Below are 16,440 nucleotides of genomic sequence, written 5' to 3' on the forward strand. Positions count from 1 at the left end.
ACGCTTCACTCTTCCTGGATCCAGGTGCGCAGCACCTCGACGGTCTCGGACGGGCTCGCCCGGACCATGTCGACCACGCGCTGGACCGTCTCGGCCTGGACCTGGCCGTTGATCTTGGCGAACTCCATCAGCCGCGCGGTCGGGTTGTCGCGGTCGATGACCGTCACGGTCTGGCCCGGACCCGCGACCGCCGCGGCGTCGCCGGGGAGCGCCATTCCGGACGCCGTCAGGACCGGGGCCTCTGGGACCGGCGCGAGCACCTGGCGCACCAGGGGGCGGACCACCGTGAGCAGGACGATGAGCGTCAGCAGCGCCAGGACGGCGAGCTCGGCCATGCGCAGCACGTCCTCCTTGGTGGGGGCGAGCAGCGACTGGATCAGCGTGGGCTCGGTGAATTGCGGCACGCTCGGCGCCTCCGCGAAGCGCAGGTTCACCACCTCGATCTGGTCGCCGCGGGCCTTGTCGAAGCCGACGGCGCCGCGCACCAGCGCGGTGATCCTCTCGATCTCGGCGGGCGTGCGCGGGCTGTAAGTCTGCTTGCCGTCGGGAGCGGTGGCGTAGACGCCGTCGAGCACCACGGCGACCGACAGGCGCTTGATCCGGCCGCTCTCGGCGATCTCGGTCTTGGTGACCCGGGAGATCTCGTAGTTGGTGGTTTCCTCGTTCTTGTTGGTCGCGTCCTTGGGCGTCGGCGTCTTGTCGCCGCCATTGGCGCCGGGCAACTCGTTGCCGACGCTGACCTGTCCCTCGGCATTGCCGGTGACCGCCGATTCGGTGCGGGTCTGGGCGGAGCGCACGACCCGGCTCTCGGGATCGAAGGTCTCGGAGCGGCTCTCGACCCGGTTGAGGTCCAGTTCCGCGTTGACCTGGACGCGGGCCCGGCCCGGGCCGACGATGCCGGCGACGACGTCCTCGATCTGGCCGCGCAGGCGCCGTTCGAGGCCGACCTGCCGGTCCTCGAACCCGCCGGCGACGTCGGCCGCGGCGTCCCGGGCGCCGTCGGCCAGAAGCCGGCCGCGCTCATCGACGATCGAGATCCGTTCGGGCTTGAGGCCCTCCACCGCGGAGGCCACGAGATGGCGGATCGCCCGGACCTGCCCGGAATCGAGATCGCCCATCAGCTTCAGCACGATCGCCGCGCTCGGGCTCTCCCGGTCCCGCTCGAACAGGCGGCGCTCCGGCAGCACGAGATGGACGCGGGCCGCCTGGACCCGCCCGATCGCCCGGATCGAGCGCGCCAGTTCGCCCTCCAGAGCACGCAGGTGGTTCACGTTCTGAACGAAGTTGGTGGACGAGAACGCGTCGCCCTTGTCGAAGATCTCGTAGCCGACGCCGCCCTGGGTCGGCAGGCCCTTGCCGGCGAGGTCCATGCGCAGCTTGGCGAGGTCCGGGCGGGGGGCCAGGATCGTCTGCCCGGCATCGCCCCGCGTCTCGTAGCGGATGCCGCGGCTGTCCAGCTCCCGGACCACGGAGGCCGAGTCCTGCATCGACAGGTCGGAGAACAGCACGCCCATGTCGGGGCGCGAGACCCGCAGGATGATGAAGGCGAAGAAGCCGATGAGCGTCAGCGTCACCGCCGCCATGGCGGCGATTCGGGCCGGTCCGAACTTCGTGACGAGATCGAGAACCGGCTTCACGGGAGGATTCGCTGCACTCTAACGCTGGCGGACCCCGGCGGCCCGCTCGGCAGAAATTGCCCAGGTCGTGGTTAGCGGGTCGTTAATGCGGGGGCATCCCGCGGGCTCGGATGCGGGCGCCGGAACGACCGAAGCCGCGCCCGGGGTCCGGACGCGGCTTCGTGAGTCCTCGGATACGACCGGGCCAGCCCCTCGGCGCCGTCTGAGGTCGTCGCTGCGGGCGGGTGGCCTTCGCGTCGGTCCGGGGCCGCGAAGCGGGTCCCTCGACCAGAGTCGCTGACGCGCCGGGTCCGGCACCCGCGGCCTCGATGAGACCCGGAAGCGCCGGCGGCGTCCCGGGATAGGGGCGCCCGGCACAGGCGCCGCGGATCAGTGACGGTAGTGCTGGATCCGGGTCGTCCGCAGGCCGGCGAGGCCGTGCTGGTCGATGGAGAACTGCCAGCTGAGGAATTCCTCTGTGGTCAGCGTGTAGCGCTTGCACGCCTCCTCCAGGCTGAGGAGACCGCCGCGCACCGCGGCCACGACCTCGGCCTTGCGCCGGATCACCCAGCGACGGGTGCTCGGGGGCGGAAGGTCCGCGATCGTCAGGGGGCTGCCGTCGGGCCCGATCACGTACTTCACTCTCGGGCGGCTCGGTTCGGTCATGATACGCTCTACACTCGACTGACCTGTCGAGCATTGAAGGTACTTGTGCCCGCTTAAGAGATGTTGAAGCGAGTCACTCGGATGTGATTCGTTAAGTGCCACTTGTGGACAACCCGATGGTCTGGACGCTGGACAGCGGCACGCGCTGCGAACCGATCACCAGCACCGGCGACGTTCCGCTGAGATCGACCTCGTCGACCGTGCCCGTGAGGCTCGTATCGACCGAAACGCTCGAGCCGGTGGCATCCGTGGCCGCCACCTTGATCGAGTAGTTCCCGTCGGGCGCGGTCAGGCCGGCCGAGGTCTTGCCGTTCCACGTGTAGGTCTGGCTGCCGGCATTGAGCGCGGTGGTCTGCGTGGCCACGACGTTGCTCTTCGAGTCCAGGACCGTGATCACCGCCTTCGAGGCGGCCCGGGCCGGGTTCAGCGTCCAGGAGGCGGAGCCGCCGGACAGCTGCGAGGCGCTGCCGTCGGCCGACACGGTCTTCCCGATGTAGCTCGTGGCCGAGGCCGAGCTCGCCGATTGCGAGGCGCTCAGGATGCTGTCGAGGCGGTCGTTGGTCTTGAGCTGCTGCTCGACGCCGGCGAACTGCACCAGCTGCTGCGTGAACTGGTTGGTGTCCATCGGGTCGAGGGGGTTCTGGTTCTTGAGCTGCGTGGTCAGCAGCGTCAGGAACTGCGTGAAGTTGCTGGCGATCTCGGTGGCGTTGCCGCTGCTGCTCGTGGACGAGCCCGTCGTGTTCGTCGTGCTCGTCAGGCTCGATATACCGCTCGTCATGCTGATCTCTCCTGTGCCGCGTCCTGGCGCAGGGGCCGGATGCGCGTCGTGTCTGTGTGGGTCCGCGATGCGGGCGCCGCGTGTACCGCCTAGATCCTCATGTCGAGGCCGCCGTAGCCGCGCAGGACGCGGATCGGGGCGACCTCGTGCGGGGCTTCCGCCTGATCGCGCGAACAGCCCGTGCCGCCCCCGCGCGGGGAATCGCCCGGCTGACCGCCGCTGCCGCCGCTCTGGGCGCTTCCGTCGCCCCGCAGCGACAGGTTGATCCCGCCGGCCGAGGGATCGAAGCCGGCCTGGGTCAGCGCCTGCTGCAGCTGGCCGGCGTCGCGCTGGAGCAGCGCGAGGGTCTCGGGCCGGTCGACCACCAAGTGGGTCATGACGCGGCCGTGCGCCTTGTCGATCTCCAGCTTGACGTCGATGCGCCCGAGCTCGGCCGGGTCGAGCCGGATCTGGAACTCGTTGGATCCGCGCAGCGACCTCAGGCCGATGGTCATCGGTACTTGGCCGATCGGGATGGGTGGGTCGGTCTGGAGCGACGCGGTCTGCGTCGGCGCGGCGGTCTCCTGGGCGGCGCGCGTCGTGTCCACGGCCTGGCCGGATGTCGCGGGCGGCGCCGGACCACCCTGCGCCGCCGCGGGCAGCGTCTGAAGCGGACCTGCGCCCTGGCCAACGTCGGTCAGGGCGGTGAGGAAATCCTGGGCCGCCGCATCGGACGTCGCGGCCGCCGCGCCGCCGGCCGTCAGGCTGTCGACCGGGACGCTGCCCGGTCCGACTTTGCCGGGTTCGTGACCGGCGCCCGCCAATGCCGGAGCGGTCCCGGCGATGCTGGGGACGGCCCCGGCCGCGCGGCCGCCGCCCTGAGCGTTCGTGCCGGAAGGGCCCGCGGCTGCGCCGGTTCCGGAGAGAGCCGCCGAGCCGTCCTGCGCTGGTGCCGTGCCGGTACCCGCATCCGTCTCAGCCTCGGCCTCGGTCTTGACCGTCCCGGTCGCGCCGCCCCCCTCGGACAGCGCGGCGATGAGGGCCAGAAGGGAGGCGGACGGCCCCGAGGCCGCGGGTTGCGCGGGGGCCTCGGCCTTCTGCGGCGGCACCGCCGCGTCGGCCTCGGGGCCTGCGGTGCCGGCCGCCTCGGCGGCCGGATCCTGCCCGGCCGCGACGGCCTCGGAATCCTGCTCCCCGGCGGCTCCCGTTCGGCCGGTCTCGGCGGTGCGCGCCGCGCCCGCCTTCGGAGCCTCGGCGCGCGCGCCCGCGGCGGAGGGCGGTCCCTCGGCCCGCGCGGCCGAGGCCGGCGCATCCGCCGGCTTGGCGAGGCTGACCCTCTTGTCCGCGACCCGGGCCTCGGTCTGAAGCGCCGCATCCCGGGCGCGGTCGCCGGCCAGCCGCGCGGCGTCGGCCTGATCGCGCAGGTCGGCCTGACGGGCGCGGGCCGAGGCGGCGACGTCGCGCTGATCGGCGGCGCTGGCCCGCGCCGTCGCGGCGTCGTCGCGGGCCTGGGCCGCGCTCAGGGCGGCGCCGAAGCGGTCCTGCGCGGAATTGCCGGCGCGGGCCGCCACGCCCGCGGCCTCCCAGCCCGAACGCTGCGCCTGCGCGTTCCGCGCGGACGGAATCCACGTGGTGACATCCAAACGATCCGCCGCGCCGCTCGCCATTCCGGACTCCTCTGGGCCGCACAGCAGCAAGGCGCGCGCCACCGTGCCGGCCGGATAAGTCTCTGAAAAATCTCGTTCTCTGCTTGCAGCACGTGGGTCGGACCTGATCGAAGCTGCCGCCCGCCCGGCAGGATCTGCCGAGTGTCCGATCTCGCTGCCCTGGAAAGCCGGGCGAAGTCCCGCTATAGACGGCCCGTGCAGCCAGGGAGCTTCCGGGCCGGCGGCTGCGGACCCTCGCGATGAACGCCCTCGATCTTCCCAAAGCCCCCCACGAGACGCGCGTCGTCGTCGCCATGTCGGGCGGCGTCGATTCCTCCGTGGTCGCGGGCCTGCTGAAGCGGCAGGGCTTCGACGTGGTCGGCGTCACGCTCCAGCTCTACGACCACGGCGCGGCGAGCCACCGCAAGGGCGCGTGCTGCGCCGGCCAGGACATCCACGACGCCCGGGCGGCGGCGGAGCATCTCGGCATCCCGCACTACGTCCTCGACTACGAGGATCGCTTCCGCGACGAAGTCATCGAGAAGTTCGCCGAGAGCTACCTCGCGGGCGAGACGCCGATCCCCTGTGTCGAGTGCAACCGCACGGTGAAGTTCCGCGACCTGCTGGGCCTCGCCCGCGACCTCGACGCCGACGCGCTCGCCACCGGCCACTACGTGGCCAGCCGGGCGCTCCCGGGCGGCGGCCGCGCGCTCCACCGCGCCCTCGATCCCGCCCGCGACCAGAGCTACTTCCTCTACGCGACCACGGCGGAGCAGCTGGACTTCCTGCGCTTCCCCCTGGGCGAAATGGAGAAGACCGAGACCCGCGCGCTCGCGAAGGATCTCGGCCTGTCCCTCGCCGAGAAGCCGGACAGCCAGGACATCTGCTTCGTGCCGCAGGGCCGCTACAGCGACGTGATCGCGCGTCTGCGCCCCGACGCGGCGCGGCCCGGCGAGATCGTCGACCTCGCCGGCCACGTCCTCGGCCGGCACGACGGGATCGTGCATTACACGGTGGGCCAGCGGAAGGGCCTCGGCCTGTCCGGGCCCGAGCCGCTCTACGTCGTGCGGCTGGAGCCGGACTCGGCCCGCGTTGTGGTCGGGCCGCGCACGGCGCTGGCCACGACCCGGATCCGCCTCTCGGACCTCAACTGGCTCGGCGAGGGGCCGGTGGCGGCCGTGCGCGACCTGCCGGTGGCGGTCCGCGTGCGCTCGACCCGTCCGCCGCGCCCGGCGACGCTGACGGTCGGGCCGGACGGCGCGGCCGAGGTCGTGCTCGCCGAGCCCGAGGACGGCGTGTCGCCGGGCCAGGCCTGCGCGATCTACGCGGATGACGGCCCCCGGGCCCGGGTCCTGGGCGGCGGCACCATCCGGCGTGTCGACGCGTTGTCGGCCCGGCCCCGCGAGGCCGCCTGATCTCAACCTCTGGAACCTTCGAACGATGCTGAGCGAGCCGCAGATGGCCGGGCCGAGCACGGCCCTGATGCGCAAGGCCTATGCCCGCTGGGCCCCCGTCTACGACGTGGTCTACGACAAGCTCACCGAGCCCGCGGCCCGCGCCGCCGTCGAGGCGGCGGCCGAGCACGGGCCGCGGATCCTGGAGGCCGGCGTCGGCACCGGGCTGGCGCTGGGCTACTATCCGAAGGCCAGCTTCGTCTGCGGCGTCGACCTCTCCGAGGACATGCTCAAGCGCGCCCGCGCCAAGGTCCGGCGCCGGAACCTGGCCCACGTGAAGGGCCTCCAGGTGATGGACGTCTGCCACCTCGGCTACGCCGACGCGAGCTTCGACGCCGTCGTGGCCCAGTTCCTGATCACCCTGGTGCCCGACCCCGAGGCCGCGATGTCGGAGTTCCTGCGGGTGGTGCGCCCGGGCGGCGGCATCGTCCTCGCCAACCATTTCGGCCAGAGCGACGGCCCTCTGGCCCGGGTCGAGGAGGTCGTGGCACCGCTCTGCACGAAGATCGGTTGGTCGTCGGACTTCAAGGCGACGCGGATCGAGGCCTGGGCGCGGCGCAACGGCGTCGAGGTCCTGGGATTGAAGCCGACCTTCCCGGGCGGGTTCTTCAAGATCCTGCGGATGCGCAAGCCCGGGTGAGCGAGACCGGCAACGCCCCCGTCGCCGAAGGCCGCGTCGAGAACCGCGAGGGGCGCTGGAAGCGCCTGCGGCGCTGGCTCCCGCTGGCGCTGCTCCTGACGGTGTCGGCGGTGGTCCTGGTCTCGGGAGCCGCGCAACTCCTCAGCCTCGACCGCCTGCTCGCGTCCCGCCTCTGGCTGCGCGGCTTCGTCGAGGCCGGGTATCTCCGCGCGCTGGTCGCGGCATACTGCCTCTATGTCGGGGCCGTCGTCGTGTCGGTACCGGCCACGCTGATCCTCACGATGGTCTGCGGCTTCCTGTTCGGCATCGTGCCGGGGGCGCTCACCGCGGTCTGTGCGGCCACGACCGGGGCGGCCATCGTGTTCGCGATCGGCCGCGGGCCCGGCGCCGACCTGCTGCGGCGCATGGGCGGCACGCGCCTCGCCGGGCTGGCCGAGGGCTTCCGGCGCGACGCCTTCGGCTACATCGCGGTGCTCCGCCTCCTGCCGCTGTTCCCGTTCTGGGTGACCAACCTCGCGCCCGCCGCCTTCGGGGTGAAGATGCGGGTCTTCGTGCTCGCGACGTTCCTGGGGCTGCTGCCGGGCGCGGTCGTGTACGCCACCACGGGCGCGGGCATCGAGGACGTCGTCGCCGCCCACGAGGCCGCCAGGGCCGCCTGCCTCGCGACGGGGGCGGGCGGCTGCGACCAGGCCCTGACCCTGCGCGCCCTGGTCACGCCCAAGATGGTTGCAGGTCTCGCGATGTTGGCCGTCTTCGCCCTGGTCAGCATGCTGCTGAGCCGCCGCGCCCGACGCGGCTGAGATGCGCCGCCGAGACGGGCGATCCGCCGCCGGCTGTGTTTTTCGGTGTCTGTGGGCGCGTGCAACCGCTTGGAGGGGGATGTCGTATAGTGCTCGCCGCCGGGAGCCTGTATTCCCGCCTGCGAATCTGTGGCTTGCGAACATGTATCCCGCGAAGGCCGAACCCGGCTCGAGCTTTCTCAATCCTCTCTCCGCCGATCCTCATCCGCGATGCCGGCGCGGAGCGTGACCGGCGTGTCCCTCGAGTCCCATCAGGCCGCGGCACCGGCGACGCCGGCGCCCGCACCGGCCCGCGACGTCCCCGAGCGGCGGACCGCGCGCCTCGGCCTGTCCGGGCGCCTGTTCCTCGTCACCGTCGCGTTCGTGGTGGTGGCCGAGGTGCTGACCTACGTGCCGGCGGTGGCCAATTACCGGATCGAATGGATGTCCGACCGCCTGGCGGCCGCGCAGGTCGCCGCTCTGGTGCTCGACGGGCGGACCGGCGAGCCGGTCTCCGAGCCGCTCGAGAGCCGGCTCCTGGCCGGCGTGAACGCCCGCGCCATCGCCGTCCGCGGCGGCGGCGCCCAGCGTCTGCTCGCTATCGAGCCCATGCCCGAGCAGGTCGCCGACACCGTCGACCTGCGCGACGTCACCGCCCTGTCGGCGATCCGGGGCGCGTGGCGCACCCTCGTGGCGCCGGTCCACGAGCCGATCCGCGTGGTCGGGGAGGGCGGCATCGGCTTCGACCGGGTCGAGATCCTGCTCGACGAGGCGCCGCTGCGCACCGCGATGATCGACTACGCGCTGCGCCTGCTGGTGTCCTCGCTGATCATCGCGGCGGCCGCCGCCGGTCTCGTCTTCGTGGTGCTGCAGGTGCTGATCGTGCGCCCCGTGCGGCGGCTCGCCACCAGCATCACGGCCTTCGCGGACGATCCGGAGGATGCCGGGCGGATCATCGCGCCGTCCCGCCGCAGCGACGAGATCGGCCAGGCCGAGCGAGCGCTCGGGCGGATGCAGCGCAGCCTCGCCGACCAGCTCCGGCAGAAGCGGCGACTCGCCGAACTGGGCTTGGCGGTCAGCAAGATCAGCCACGAACTGCGCAACCTGCTGACCGGCGCGCAGCTCCTGGGCGACCGCCTGGAGGGGACCGAGGATCCGACCGTGCAGCGCGTGGCCCCCCGCCTCGTCGGGACGCTGGCCCGCGCGATCCGCTTCTGCGAGGCGACCCTCGCCTACGGGCGTGTCTCCGAGCGGGCGCCGCTCCTCACCAGCACGCCGCTGGCACCGGTCTTCGCGGAGCTTCCGGATCTCGCCGCGCTGGCGGCGCATCCGGTCAGCGTCCAAGTCGCGGCGGGCGATCTCTCCGTTCAGGCCGATCCGGAGCAGCTCGGGCGGGCGCTGGCCAACCTCGTGCGCAATGCCGTTCAGGCGCTGGACGGGGCGGCCGTGCCGGAGGCCGCCGTGAGCGTGGTCGCCGCCCGCGCGGCACCGGGCCGGGTCACGATCCTGGTCGCCGATAACGGTCCCGGTCTCCCGGCGCGCGCGCGGGAGAACCTGTTCGCGCCGTTCCAGGGATCCATGCGGTCCGGTGGCACGGGCCTCGGGCTGCCGATCGCCGCCGAGCTGATCGGGATCAACGGCGGCACCCTCACCCTCGACGATTGCGAGGCCGAGGGGCTGAGCGGCGCGCGCTTCCGGATCGTGCTGCCGGAGGGTTGACGGGACCGGACCCGCGAGACGGTGCCCCGCTGCCGCTACTCGGCCGCGGCCCTGACGGGCTCCCCGACCCGGATGCCGAGATCGGCCAGCAGCGCCGCGTCGTCGTCCTGCCCGTTATTGGCGGTGGTGAGCAGCCGCTCGCCGTAGAAGATCGAGTTGGCGCCGGCGAGGAAGCACAGCACCTGGGCCTCGCGGGTGAGGCTCTTGCGGCCGGCGCTGAGCCGCACGCGGGAGCGCGGCATCACGATCCGCGCCGTGGCGCACATGCGCACCAGATCGAACGGGTCGACCGCCGGCTGGTCCTCCAGCGGGGTGCCGGGCACCGCCACGAGGGCGTTGATCGGCACGCTTTCCGGATGGGGGGCGTGGTTGGACAGAACCTGGAGCATCGCGGCGCGATCGGTGACACCTTCGCCCATCCCGACGATACCGCCGCAGCACACGCCGATCCCGGCCTCGCGGACGTTCGCGAGGGTCTGCAGGCGCTCATCGTAGGTGCGGGTGGAGATGATGTCCTCGTAGAAATCCGGCCCGGTATCGAGGTTGTGGTTGTAGGAGGTCAGCCCGGCCTCGGCGAGGCGTCCGGCCTGCGAGGGCGTGAGCATGCCGAGCGTCACGCAGGCCTCCATGCCGAGGCCGCGCACGCCGCGCACCATGGCGAGCACCGCGTCGAATTCGGGGCCGTCCTTCGGCTGGCGCCACGCGGCGCCCATGCAGAAGCGCTGGGCGCCGGCGGCCTTGGCGGCGGCCGCCTCGGTCAGCACCGTCTCCACGGGCATCAGCCGCTCGCGCGCGACGCCCGCGCCCTTGTGATGGGCCGATTGCGGGCAGTAGGCGCAATCCTCCGGGCAGCCGCCGGTCTTGATCGACAGGAGCGAGGCCCGCTGGATGTCGGCGGGGTCGTTGTGCCGGCGGTGCACCTGCGCGGCCCGGAACACGAGGTCCATCAGCGGCAGGTCGTGGATCGCGCGGATCTCCGCCACGCTCCAGTCGTGGCGGATGTCGCCGAGGTCGGGCTGCTGGGAACCGGGGAGGGAAGTCGCGCTCATGCGGTGTTTGAGCCGGATCGGCGGACAGAAATCAAGCGGGCCTCGCGCCCGAACCTCCCATCGAGGGGTCGGTCTGGACGATCATGCCGTACCAGCCCAGCCCGCGATAGGTCTCGTATCCCGGTGTCCGATGGAAGGCCGTGACCGTGCCCGACCGCGGATCCCGCACGACTCCGCTCGTCTCGCCGTCCATCCGGCAGGAGACCCGCTCGGTCAGGAGGCCGACCTGATCCGAGGCGGCCAGCACCCGGCCGCCGGCATCGACCAGCAGGGCGCGGGTGCGCCCTCGATCTTCCGGCGCGACCCGGATCCCCGAAACGATGGCGTGGGCCTGCGGTGCCCAGTCGAAGTGGATCGCCAGGACGCCGAGCGGTGCGCCGGTCGCCTGACCGCCCGCCCGCACGCTCGCCGCGTAGGTGGCGACCTGCGCGCCGCCCAGCACATCCTCCTGCCGCACGTCGGCGCAGACGAAGGCGTCGCCGCTCTCCAGGGCGAGCGCCTCCCGGAACCACGCTTCGCCCGCGACGCTCCGGCCCTGCAGTCCCAGGTAGCGGTCGGCGCGGCCGGTCGCGAGGATGCGGCCGTCCAGGCCGCAGATCCAGAGATCGAGATAGACCGTGTAGGCCGAGAGGATGATGCCGAGGCGGTCGCCCGCGAAGGCCGCCGCGGCCGGGCCGGAATCGGCCGCGCAGGCGACGACGGCGGCGTCGGTCGCCCACCAGCGCACGTCGCAGGTCCGCTCGTAGAGGTTGCGATCGATCAGTTCGACCGCGTTGAGCGCGAGATCGACCAGGCGTTCTCCCTGGACGCGGCCCGCCATCGTCTCGACGGTGCGCTGCAGCTCGACGATGCGGCCGGACAGGTGAAGCTCCAGCTCGCCGGCGATGACGTCCACGGATTCGCCGAGGGCGCGCACTTCCTGGGCGACGACCGCGAAGCCGCGTCCCTCATCTCCGGCCCGCGCGGCCTCGATGAGCGCGTTGAGGGCGAGGATCTTGGTCTGCGCCGTGATCCGCCGGATCCGGCCGGTCTTCTCCTGCGCTGCTTGCTTGACGGCATCGGCCAGGATCTCGATCGACCTGAGCGTCGGCGGCTCGGACTCCGATCCGGAGGTCCGGTCATTGGGGAAATCAGTTTTCGCAGTCATGCCGGGCCCGATCGACGAGGCGGGCATTTTACAGCTAGAATATAATACAGTCTTAACCGATTAAGACCGGCGATATAACTTACAATACTAAAATCAATTCATAATTCAATCGAAAGTATATAGGACCCGCCGGTCGCGGGTGCCGGGCGCTCGCCAATAGCGGTGATCTTGCTTGGACGCGGGGCCGCCGCCCGGGCTCGGGCGGCGGCCCCGACTGTCAGTGCGTCGGCTCGCCGGCCGAGACCTTGGCGGTCCAGTCGTCGAAGGCGATGACCTTCTGCCGCTGCTCGCCGAGCCGGTCGATGCGCAGGACCATCTCGTCTCCGGCCTTGAGGTAGCGCGGCGGCTTCATGCCGAGGCCGACGCCCGGCGGCGTGCCGGTGGTGATCACGTCGCCCGGCTCCAGCAGCATGAAGTGCGACGCGTAGGCGACGAGTTGGGGAACGTCGAAGATCATCGTGGCTGTCGAGCCGGTCTGACGGCGCTCGCCGTTCACGTCGAGGCTCATGGCGAGGTTCTTCAGGTCCGGAATCTCGTCGAGGGTCACCAGCCAGGGGCCGAGGGGGCCGAAGGTCGGCGCGCTCTTGCCCTTGGTCCAGGTCGGACCGCGGTTCATCTGCCACTCGCGCTCGGAGACGTCGTTGCAGATGCAGGCGCCCGCAACGTAGCTCAGCGCCTCGTTGGCGTGGACGTAGCTGGCGCGCCGCCCGATCACCACGGCGAGCTCCACCTCCCAGTCGGTGCTGTGCGATCCCTTGGGGATGATGACCGTGTCGTTCGGCCCGCACAGGCTGGACGGAGCCTTGTTGAAGATGATCGGCTCCGCGGGGATCGGCGAGCCGGTCTCTTCGGCGTGGTCGGCGAAGTTCAGGCCGATGGCGACGACGTTCCGGGTGCCGCCGACGCAGGGGCCGAGGCGCACGTCCGGGGGCAGCTTCGGCAGGGTCTCGGGATCCAGGGCGCGCAGCCGCGCCAGCGAGTCGGGCGCGAGGGCCGGCCCGGCGATGTCGCGCACGATGCCCGACAGGTCGCGCAGCCCCCCGCTGGCATCCACGAGGCCGGGCTTCTCGTCGCCGCTCGGGCCGTGCCGGAAGAGCTTCATGGCCGCACTCCTCATCCTTCCCTGAACCGGTCTGCGCCGGACGCCGGGACCATGGCCGGGCCTCGACCCGGGTGCAAGGCCGGCCGCGTCGGCGTGTCGGTCCGCCGGGTGTCGCCGCAGGGCAACAGGACGGCGGAAAAGTGCAGGGTCGGCGACGTTCGGATATATTGTTCCTGTCGCCATCTCGGTGTGACAGCTCGGATCAAGACTGAAAAATCTCGATCATCACGGGCTTTCGCTCGTGAAGGTGCCGTTTACCGCTCTTTATCTACTACTATTCCTCTCGGTGCCGAAAATGGTCGGGGTCATTGCGGTTCCGCACCCGAAACCGGCACCATGCATGGAAGGTCGCCGCATAACGGGTCTCGAACAATCGACGGCGCCCAGCAGAACGAAGGCTTGGGGGAAGAGATGGGCGGGACGGTTCGCGCTGCGATGCTGGCGGCGACGGCGGTGGTCCTCGGCGCCGGGCAGGTGCAGGCGGGGGCGTTCGGGATCCGGGAGCAGAGCACCGAGGCCCAGGGGCTGGCCTTCGCGGGCGCGGCGTCGGGGTCGGGCGGCGTCTCGTCGATGTTCTGGAACCCCGCGACGATCACGATGAACCCGGGCTTCGTCGCGGAGCAGAACTTCACCTATATCGGCCTCTCCTCGACGATCCGTCCGGATGCCGGCACCAATCCGGGCTTCGCGCGGCTGGGCGGCTCCGGCGATATCGGCCAGGGCGCCGTCGTGCCGGCGGGCGCGACCTCGTACCAGCTGAACGACCGCCTGTGGCTCGGCCTCTCGACCGGCGCCCCCTTCGGCCTCGTCACCAAGCCGCGGGACGTGTGGGCCGGCGAGGTCTACGGTCGCTCGTCGCGGATCTTCTCGCTGGCGATCAACCCGGTCATCGGCTTCAAGGTCAACGAGTGGCTCTCGATCGCGGCCGGCCCGAACATCGAGTATTTCCGCCTGACCCTGCGGCAGGCGCTGCCGATCCCCGGCATCCTGCCGACCTCGTATCCGAGCTCCTTCCTCAAGGGTGAGTCCTGGGGCGCGGGCTTCACCGCCGGCGCCACGCTCACGCCCCGCGACGGGACCGTGCTGGGCATCGGCTACCGCTCCTCGGTGCACCACGACATCGACGGCTCGATCGGCGTCCCGCTCGTCGCCCTGGCGCCGCTGGCCGGACAGGTCCGCGCCAAGCTGAACACGCCCGAGAAGCTGAGCGTCGGCCTGACCCAGGCGGTCTCGCCGGTGGCGCGGGTGAATCTCGGCTTCGAGTGGGACAACTGGTCGAGGCTCGGCACCATCGGCATCGTGTCGAAGACGATCGGCCTGCCGGTGAACAACCTGCCGCTCAACTACAAGGACGGGTTCACCTACGCGGTCGGCGCCGAGTACGACGCGTCGCCGAACCTGACGCTGCGGACCGGCTTCGCCTACGAGACCTCGCCCATCGACTTCCGGAACCGCTCGGTGCGCCTGCCGGACGGCGACCGGTACAACGTCTCGGTCGGCGCCAGCTACCGCTGGAGCCAGCAGCTGACGCTGAACCTCGCCTACTCGCACTTCTTCCTGGACCGCTCGCGGATCCTCGCGGGCATCGGCCGCGACTACAACATCAGCAACATCGCCTTCGCGGGCGTGGTGGATTCCAGCGCCGACATCGTCTCGGTGGGCTTCCGCTACGTCTTCGGCGCGCCGCCCGCCCCGGCCCCGGCGCCGCTCGTGCGGAAGTACTGACGGGCAGCTCCGGTCGCGTCCGTCGCTGCCGCTGTCTTCGCGAGCGGAATGAGGCGATCCAGGGCAGCGCCACGCCGACAGGTGTCGCGCTGCCCCGGGTCACGTCGCTCCGCTCGTGATGACCGGGCGGCTCCGTGATCGTCGCGGCCGTTCACCCATCGATCCGCGTGCGTCGCGCGCCTCAGGCGCGCATCCGCACGTATGTGCCGGGCGCCGGCCCTAAGGATTGCAGCGCGTCGCCGCCCGGCTGCCGGGCCGGCACCCGCTCCGGGGCCTGCGCCTCGATCCACTGGAACCAGTAGGGCCACCACGAGCCCTTGGTCTCGACCGCGGCCCTGATCCACTCCTCGAGCGTCCCCTTCACGGGGCCGCCGGTCCAGTAGCCGTATTTCGGCTTGGACGGCGGGTTGATCACGCCGGCGATGTGGCCGGAGCCGGCGAGGACAAAATCGACCTTCCCGCCGAAGACCTTCGAACCCTCGAAGACCGACAGCGCCGGCGCGATGTGGTCCTCGCGGGTCGCGAGGTTGAAGATCGGCACCTGGACCTTCCTGAGGTCGAGGCGGACGTTGCCGAGCACCATCCGCCCCTGCGCCAGCGTGTTGTCGAGGTAGCAGTTGCGCAGGTAGAATGAGTGGTTGGCCGCTGGCATCCGGGTGGCGTCGGAGTTCCAGTACAGCAGATCGAAGGCCGAGGGTGCCTTGCCCTTGATGTAGTTGTTCACGACGTAGGGCCAGATCAGGTCGTTCGGCCGGAGCATGTTGAAGGCGTTCGCCATGCGGGCGCCCTCCAGGTAGCCCTGCTCGGCCATGCGCGCCTCGACCTGGCGGATCTGCTCCTCGTCGGCGAAGACCTTCAGGTCGCCCGCGTGGGTGAAGTCGACCTGCGTGGTGAGCAGCGTCGCGCTCTTGATCCGCCGGTTGCCGGTGGCCGCCTGCATGGCGAGCGTCACCGCGAGCAGCGTGCCGCCGACGCAGTAGCCCGCCGCCGTGACCTCGCTCTCACCGGTGGCGACGCCGATCGCGTCGATGGCCGCCTCGATCCCCTCGCGCATGTAGGACTCGAAGTCCTTGTCGGCGTGGCGGGAATCGGGATTGACCCAGGAGATGCAGAAGACCGTCAGGCCCTGGTCGACCATCCACTTCAGGAAGCTCTTCTGCGGATTGAGGTCGAGGATGTAGAACTTGTTGATCCAGGGCGGGACCATCAGGAACGGGCGCCGCAGCACGGTCTCGGTGGTGGGCGCGTACTGGATCAGCTCGATCAGGTCGTTGCGGAATACCACCTCGCCGGGGGTGACCGCCATGTTGCGCCCGACCTCGAACCCGCTCGGGTCGGTCTGGCGCACGCGCAGCTGCCCGCCGCCGGCCGCCAGATCCTCCTCGTACATCTTGAGGCCGCGGACGAGATTGGCGCCGTTCTCCTGCAGGGTGTGGCGGATCAGCTCCGGGTTGGTCGGCAGGAAGTTCGAGGGCGACAGCATGCTGGTGACTTGGCGCAGGTAGAACTGCGCCTTGTGACGCGTGTGCGCGTCGAGCCCCTCGGCCTCGTCGACGAGGCTCTCCGCCCAGCGGGTGGCGAGCAGGTAGGCCTGCTTGAGGAAGTCGAAATACGGGTTGGTCGTCCACTCGGCGTGGGCGAAGCGCGCGTCCCGGGGCTCGGGCAGCGCCACCGGATCGGCGGGCTGGCCCTGCAGGCGCAGGTAGGTCGAGCCCCAGAGCGACAGGAACGCCTGCGACAGGCGCGCCTGCGCCTCGGCGCTGCGGTTCGGATCGGCGAGCCAGGTCTCGGCCACCTGACCGAGCACCTTGGCCGCCTCGTTCATCTCGCTGCCGGGTGCGGCCGCCTGGCCCTCGGGCCCGAGGAGGCGGGCGACGTTGCGCCCCATCGCCTCGACGAACTGACCGGCATTGCGGGAAATCGCCTCGAAATCCGGCATCGGGGCGACCGTGCCGTCCGGCATCGCGCCGTTCGAGACCGACTTCGGAGGGGCGGTCCGATCCGGCGCCTGCGGGCTCGTCAAACGTGCCTCCCTGTGCTTCATCTGTTGACCCGATGGCGCGGGCCTCGTTTCCGACAAAATAAGGAGCGAGCCAGAGTTTTCGCCAGCCCGGCTAAGGACGTCGCCGAAACATCCGGC

The 16,440-nt window shown here is 71.2% G+C and carries 13 protein-coding genes; 5 read left to right on the plus strand and 8 right to left on the minus strand.

The window, feature by feature from the left end; all coding sequences use genetic code 11:
* Positions 1–5: 5 nt before the first annotated feature.
* The 4 genes from fliF to BM419_RS11580 form a co-directional block, all read right to left on the minus strand.
* Positions 6–1,637 carry a flagellar basal-body MS-ring/collar protein FliF gene (gene fliF / locus BM419_RS11565; RefSeq protein ID WP_091926505.1) on the minus strand — a complete coding sequence of 544 codons (1,632 nt, stop codon included), beginning with the start codon at positions 1,635–1,637 and terminating at the stop codon, positions 6–8.
* Positions 1,638–2,006: 369 nt separating this feature from the next.
* Positions 2,007–2,282: a CtrA inhibitor SciP gene (locus tag BM419_RS11570; protein WP_007569077.1), complete on the minus strand. Its 276-nt coding sequence runs from the start codon at positions 2,280–2,282 to the stop codon at positions 2,007–2,009.
* A 91-nt stretch (positions 2,283–2,373) separates the two neighbouring features.
* Positions 2,374–3,060: a flagellar hook assembly protein FlgD gene (locus BM419_RS11575; protein ID WP_020090831.1), complete on the minus strand. Its 687-nt coding sequence runs from the start codon at positions 3,058–3,060 to the stop codon at positions 2,374–2,376.
* An 89-nt stretch (positions 3,061–3,149) separates the two neighbouring features.
* Positions 3,150–4,706: a flagellar hook-length control protein FliK gene (locus tag BM419_RS11580; protein ID WP_091926506.1), complete on the minus strand. Its 1,557-nt coding sequence runs from the start codon at positions 4,704–4,706 to the stop codon at positions 3,150–3,152.
* Between the two features lie 239 nt (positions 4,707–4,945).
* Between BM419_RS11580 and mnmA the strand changes: the two genes are divergently transcribed.
* The 4 genes from mnmA (at position 4,946) to BM419_RS11600 (ending at position 9,277) form a co-directional block, all read left to right on the plus strand.
* Entirely contained in the window at positions 4,946–6,100 is a 1,155-nt protein-coding gene (gene mnmA, locus BM419_RS11585) for a tRNA 2-thiouridine(34) synthase MnmA (protein ID WP_020090829.1), read from the plus strand.
* 25 nt (positions 6,101–6,125) lie between these two features.
* Positions 6,126–6,779: a class I SAM-dependent methyltransferase gene (locus BM419_RS11590; RefSeq protein WP_056531444.1), complete on the plus strand. Its 654-nt coding sequence runs from the start codon at positions 6,126–6,128 to the stop codon at positions 6,777–6,779.
* The gene (locus BM419_RS11595; RefSeq protein WP_020090827.1) at positions 6,776–7,579 is read left to right on the plus strand and encodes a TVP38/TMEM64 family protein; all 804 of its coding nucleotides are present in this window, start codon (positions 6,776–6,778) and stop codon (positions 7,577–7,579) included. The genes BM419_RS11590 and BM419_RS11595 overlap by 4 nt, the downstream gene beginning before the upstream one ends.
* Positions 7,580–7,789: 210 nt before the next feature.
* Positions 7,790–9,277, plus strand: a complete 1,488-nt coding sequence (locus BM419_RS11600; RefSeq protein WP_020090826.1) for a sensor histidine kinase — start codon at positions 7,790–7,792, stop codon at positions 9,275–9,277.
* Between the two features lie 35 nt (positions 9,278–9,312).
* Here the strand turns inward: BM419_RS11600 and bioB are convergent, their stop codons facing one another.
* The 3 genes from bioB to BM419_RS11615 form a co-directional block, all read right to left on the minus strand.
* Positions 9,313–10,326 carry a biotin synthase BioB gene (gene bioB / locus BM419_RS11605; protein WP_091926507.1) on the minus strand — a complete coding sequence of 338 codons (1,014 nt, stop codon included), beginning with the start codon at positions 10,324–10,326 and terminating at the stop codon, positions 9,313–9,315.
* A 31-nt stretch (positions 10,327–10,357) separates the two neighbouring features.
* Positions 10,358–11,473, minus strand: a complete 1,116-nt coding sequence (locus BM419_RS11610; RefSeq protein WP_280141962.1) for a methyl-accepting chemotaxis protein — start codon at positions 11,471–11,473, stop codon at positions 10,358–10,360.
* A 217-nt stretch (positions 11,474–11,690) separates the two neighbouring features.
* The gene (locus tag BM419_RS11615) at positions 11,691–12,575 is read right to left on the minus strand and encodes a fumarylacetoacetate hydrolase family protein (protein ID WP_056531450.1); all 885 of its coding nucleotides are present in this window, start codon (positions 12,573–12,575) and stop codon (positions 11,691–11,693) included.
* 411 nt (positions 12,576–12,986) lie between these two features.
* Here BM419_RS11615 and BM419_RS11620 point away from each other — a divergent pair, with 411 nt between their 5' ends.
* Entirely contained in the window at positions 12,987–14,300 is a 1,314-nt protein-coding gene (locus BM419_RS11620; protein WP_091926509.1) for an OmpP1/FadL family transporter, read from the plus strand.
* Between the two features lie 181 nt (positions 14,301–14,481).
* Here the strand turns inward: BM419_RS11620 and phaC are convergent, their stop codons facing one another.
* Entirely contained in the window at positions 14,482–16,263 is a 1,782-nt protein-coding gene (gene phaC / locus BM419_RS11625) for a class I poly(R)-hydroxyalkanoic acid synthase (RefSeq protein ID WP_026604563.1), read from the minus strand.
* Between the last annotated feature and the right edge of the window lie 177 nt (positions 16,264–16,440).

The sequence above is a fragment of the Methylobacterium sp. yr668 genome (assembly GCF_900116245.1).
In the GTDB taxonomy this organism is placed as follows: domain Bacteria; phylum Pseudomonadota; class Alphaproteobacteria; order Rhizobiales; family Beijerinckiaceae; genus Methylobacterium.

Bases quoted from the DNA above. Each gene is read 5' to 3' on its own strand.
- mnmA (WP_020090829.1), top strand. From the start codon at position 4,946: ATGAACGCCCTCGATCTTCCCAAAGCCCCCCACGAGACGCGCGTCGTC.
- BM419_RS11580 (WP_091926506.1), bottom strand. From the start codon at position 4,706: ATGGCGAGCGGCGCGGCGGATCGTTTGGATGTCACCACGTGGATTCCG.
- BM419_RS11610 (WP_280141962.1), bottom strand. From the start codon at position 11,473: ATGACTGCGAAAACTGATTTCCCCAATGACCGGACCTCCGGATCGGAG.
- BM419_RS11600 (WP_020090826.1), top strand. From the start codon at position 7,790: ATGCCGGCGCGGAGCGTGACCGGCGTGTCCCTCGAGTCCCATCAGGCC.
- BM419_RS11570 (WP_007569077.1), bottom strand. From the start codon at position 2,282: ATGACCGAACCGAGCCGCCCGAGAGTGAAGTACGTGATCGGGCCCGAC.
- BM419_RS11590 (WP_056531444.1), top strand. From the start codon at position 6,126: ATGCTGAGCGAGCCGCAGATGGCCGGGCCGAGCACGGCCCTGATGCGC.
- BM419_RS11615 (WP_056531450.1), bottom strand. From the start codon at position 12,575: ATGAAGCTCTTCCGGCACGGCCCGAGCGGCGACGAGAAGCCCGGCCTC.
- phaC (WP_026604563.1), bottom strand. From the start codon at position 16,263: ATGCCGGACGGCACGGTCGCCCCGATGCCGGATTTCGAGGCGATTTCC.
- BM419_RS11620 (WP_091926509.1), top strand. From the start codon at position 12,987: ATGGGCGGGACGGTTCGCGCTGCGATGCTGGCGGCGACGGCGGTGGTC.
- BM419_RS11575 (WP_020090831.1), bottom strand. From the start codon at position 3,060: ATGACGAGCGGTATATCGAGCCTGACGAGCACGACGAACACGACGGGC.
- bioB (WP_091926507.1), bottom strand. From the start codon at position 10,326: ATGAGCGCGACTTCCCTCCCCGGTTCCCAGCAGCCCGACCTCGGCGAC.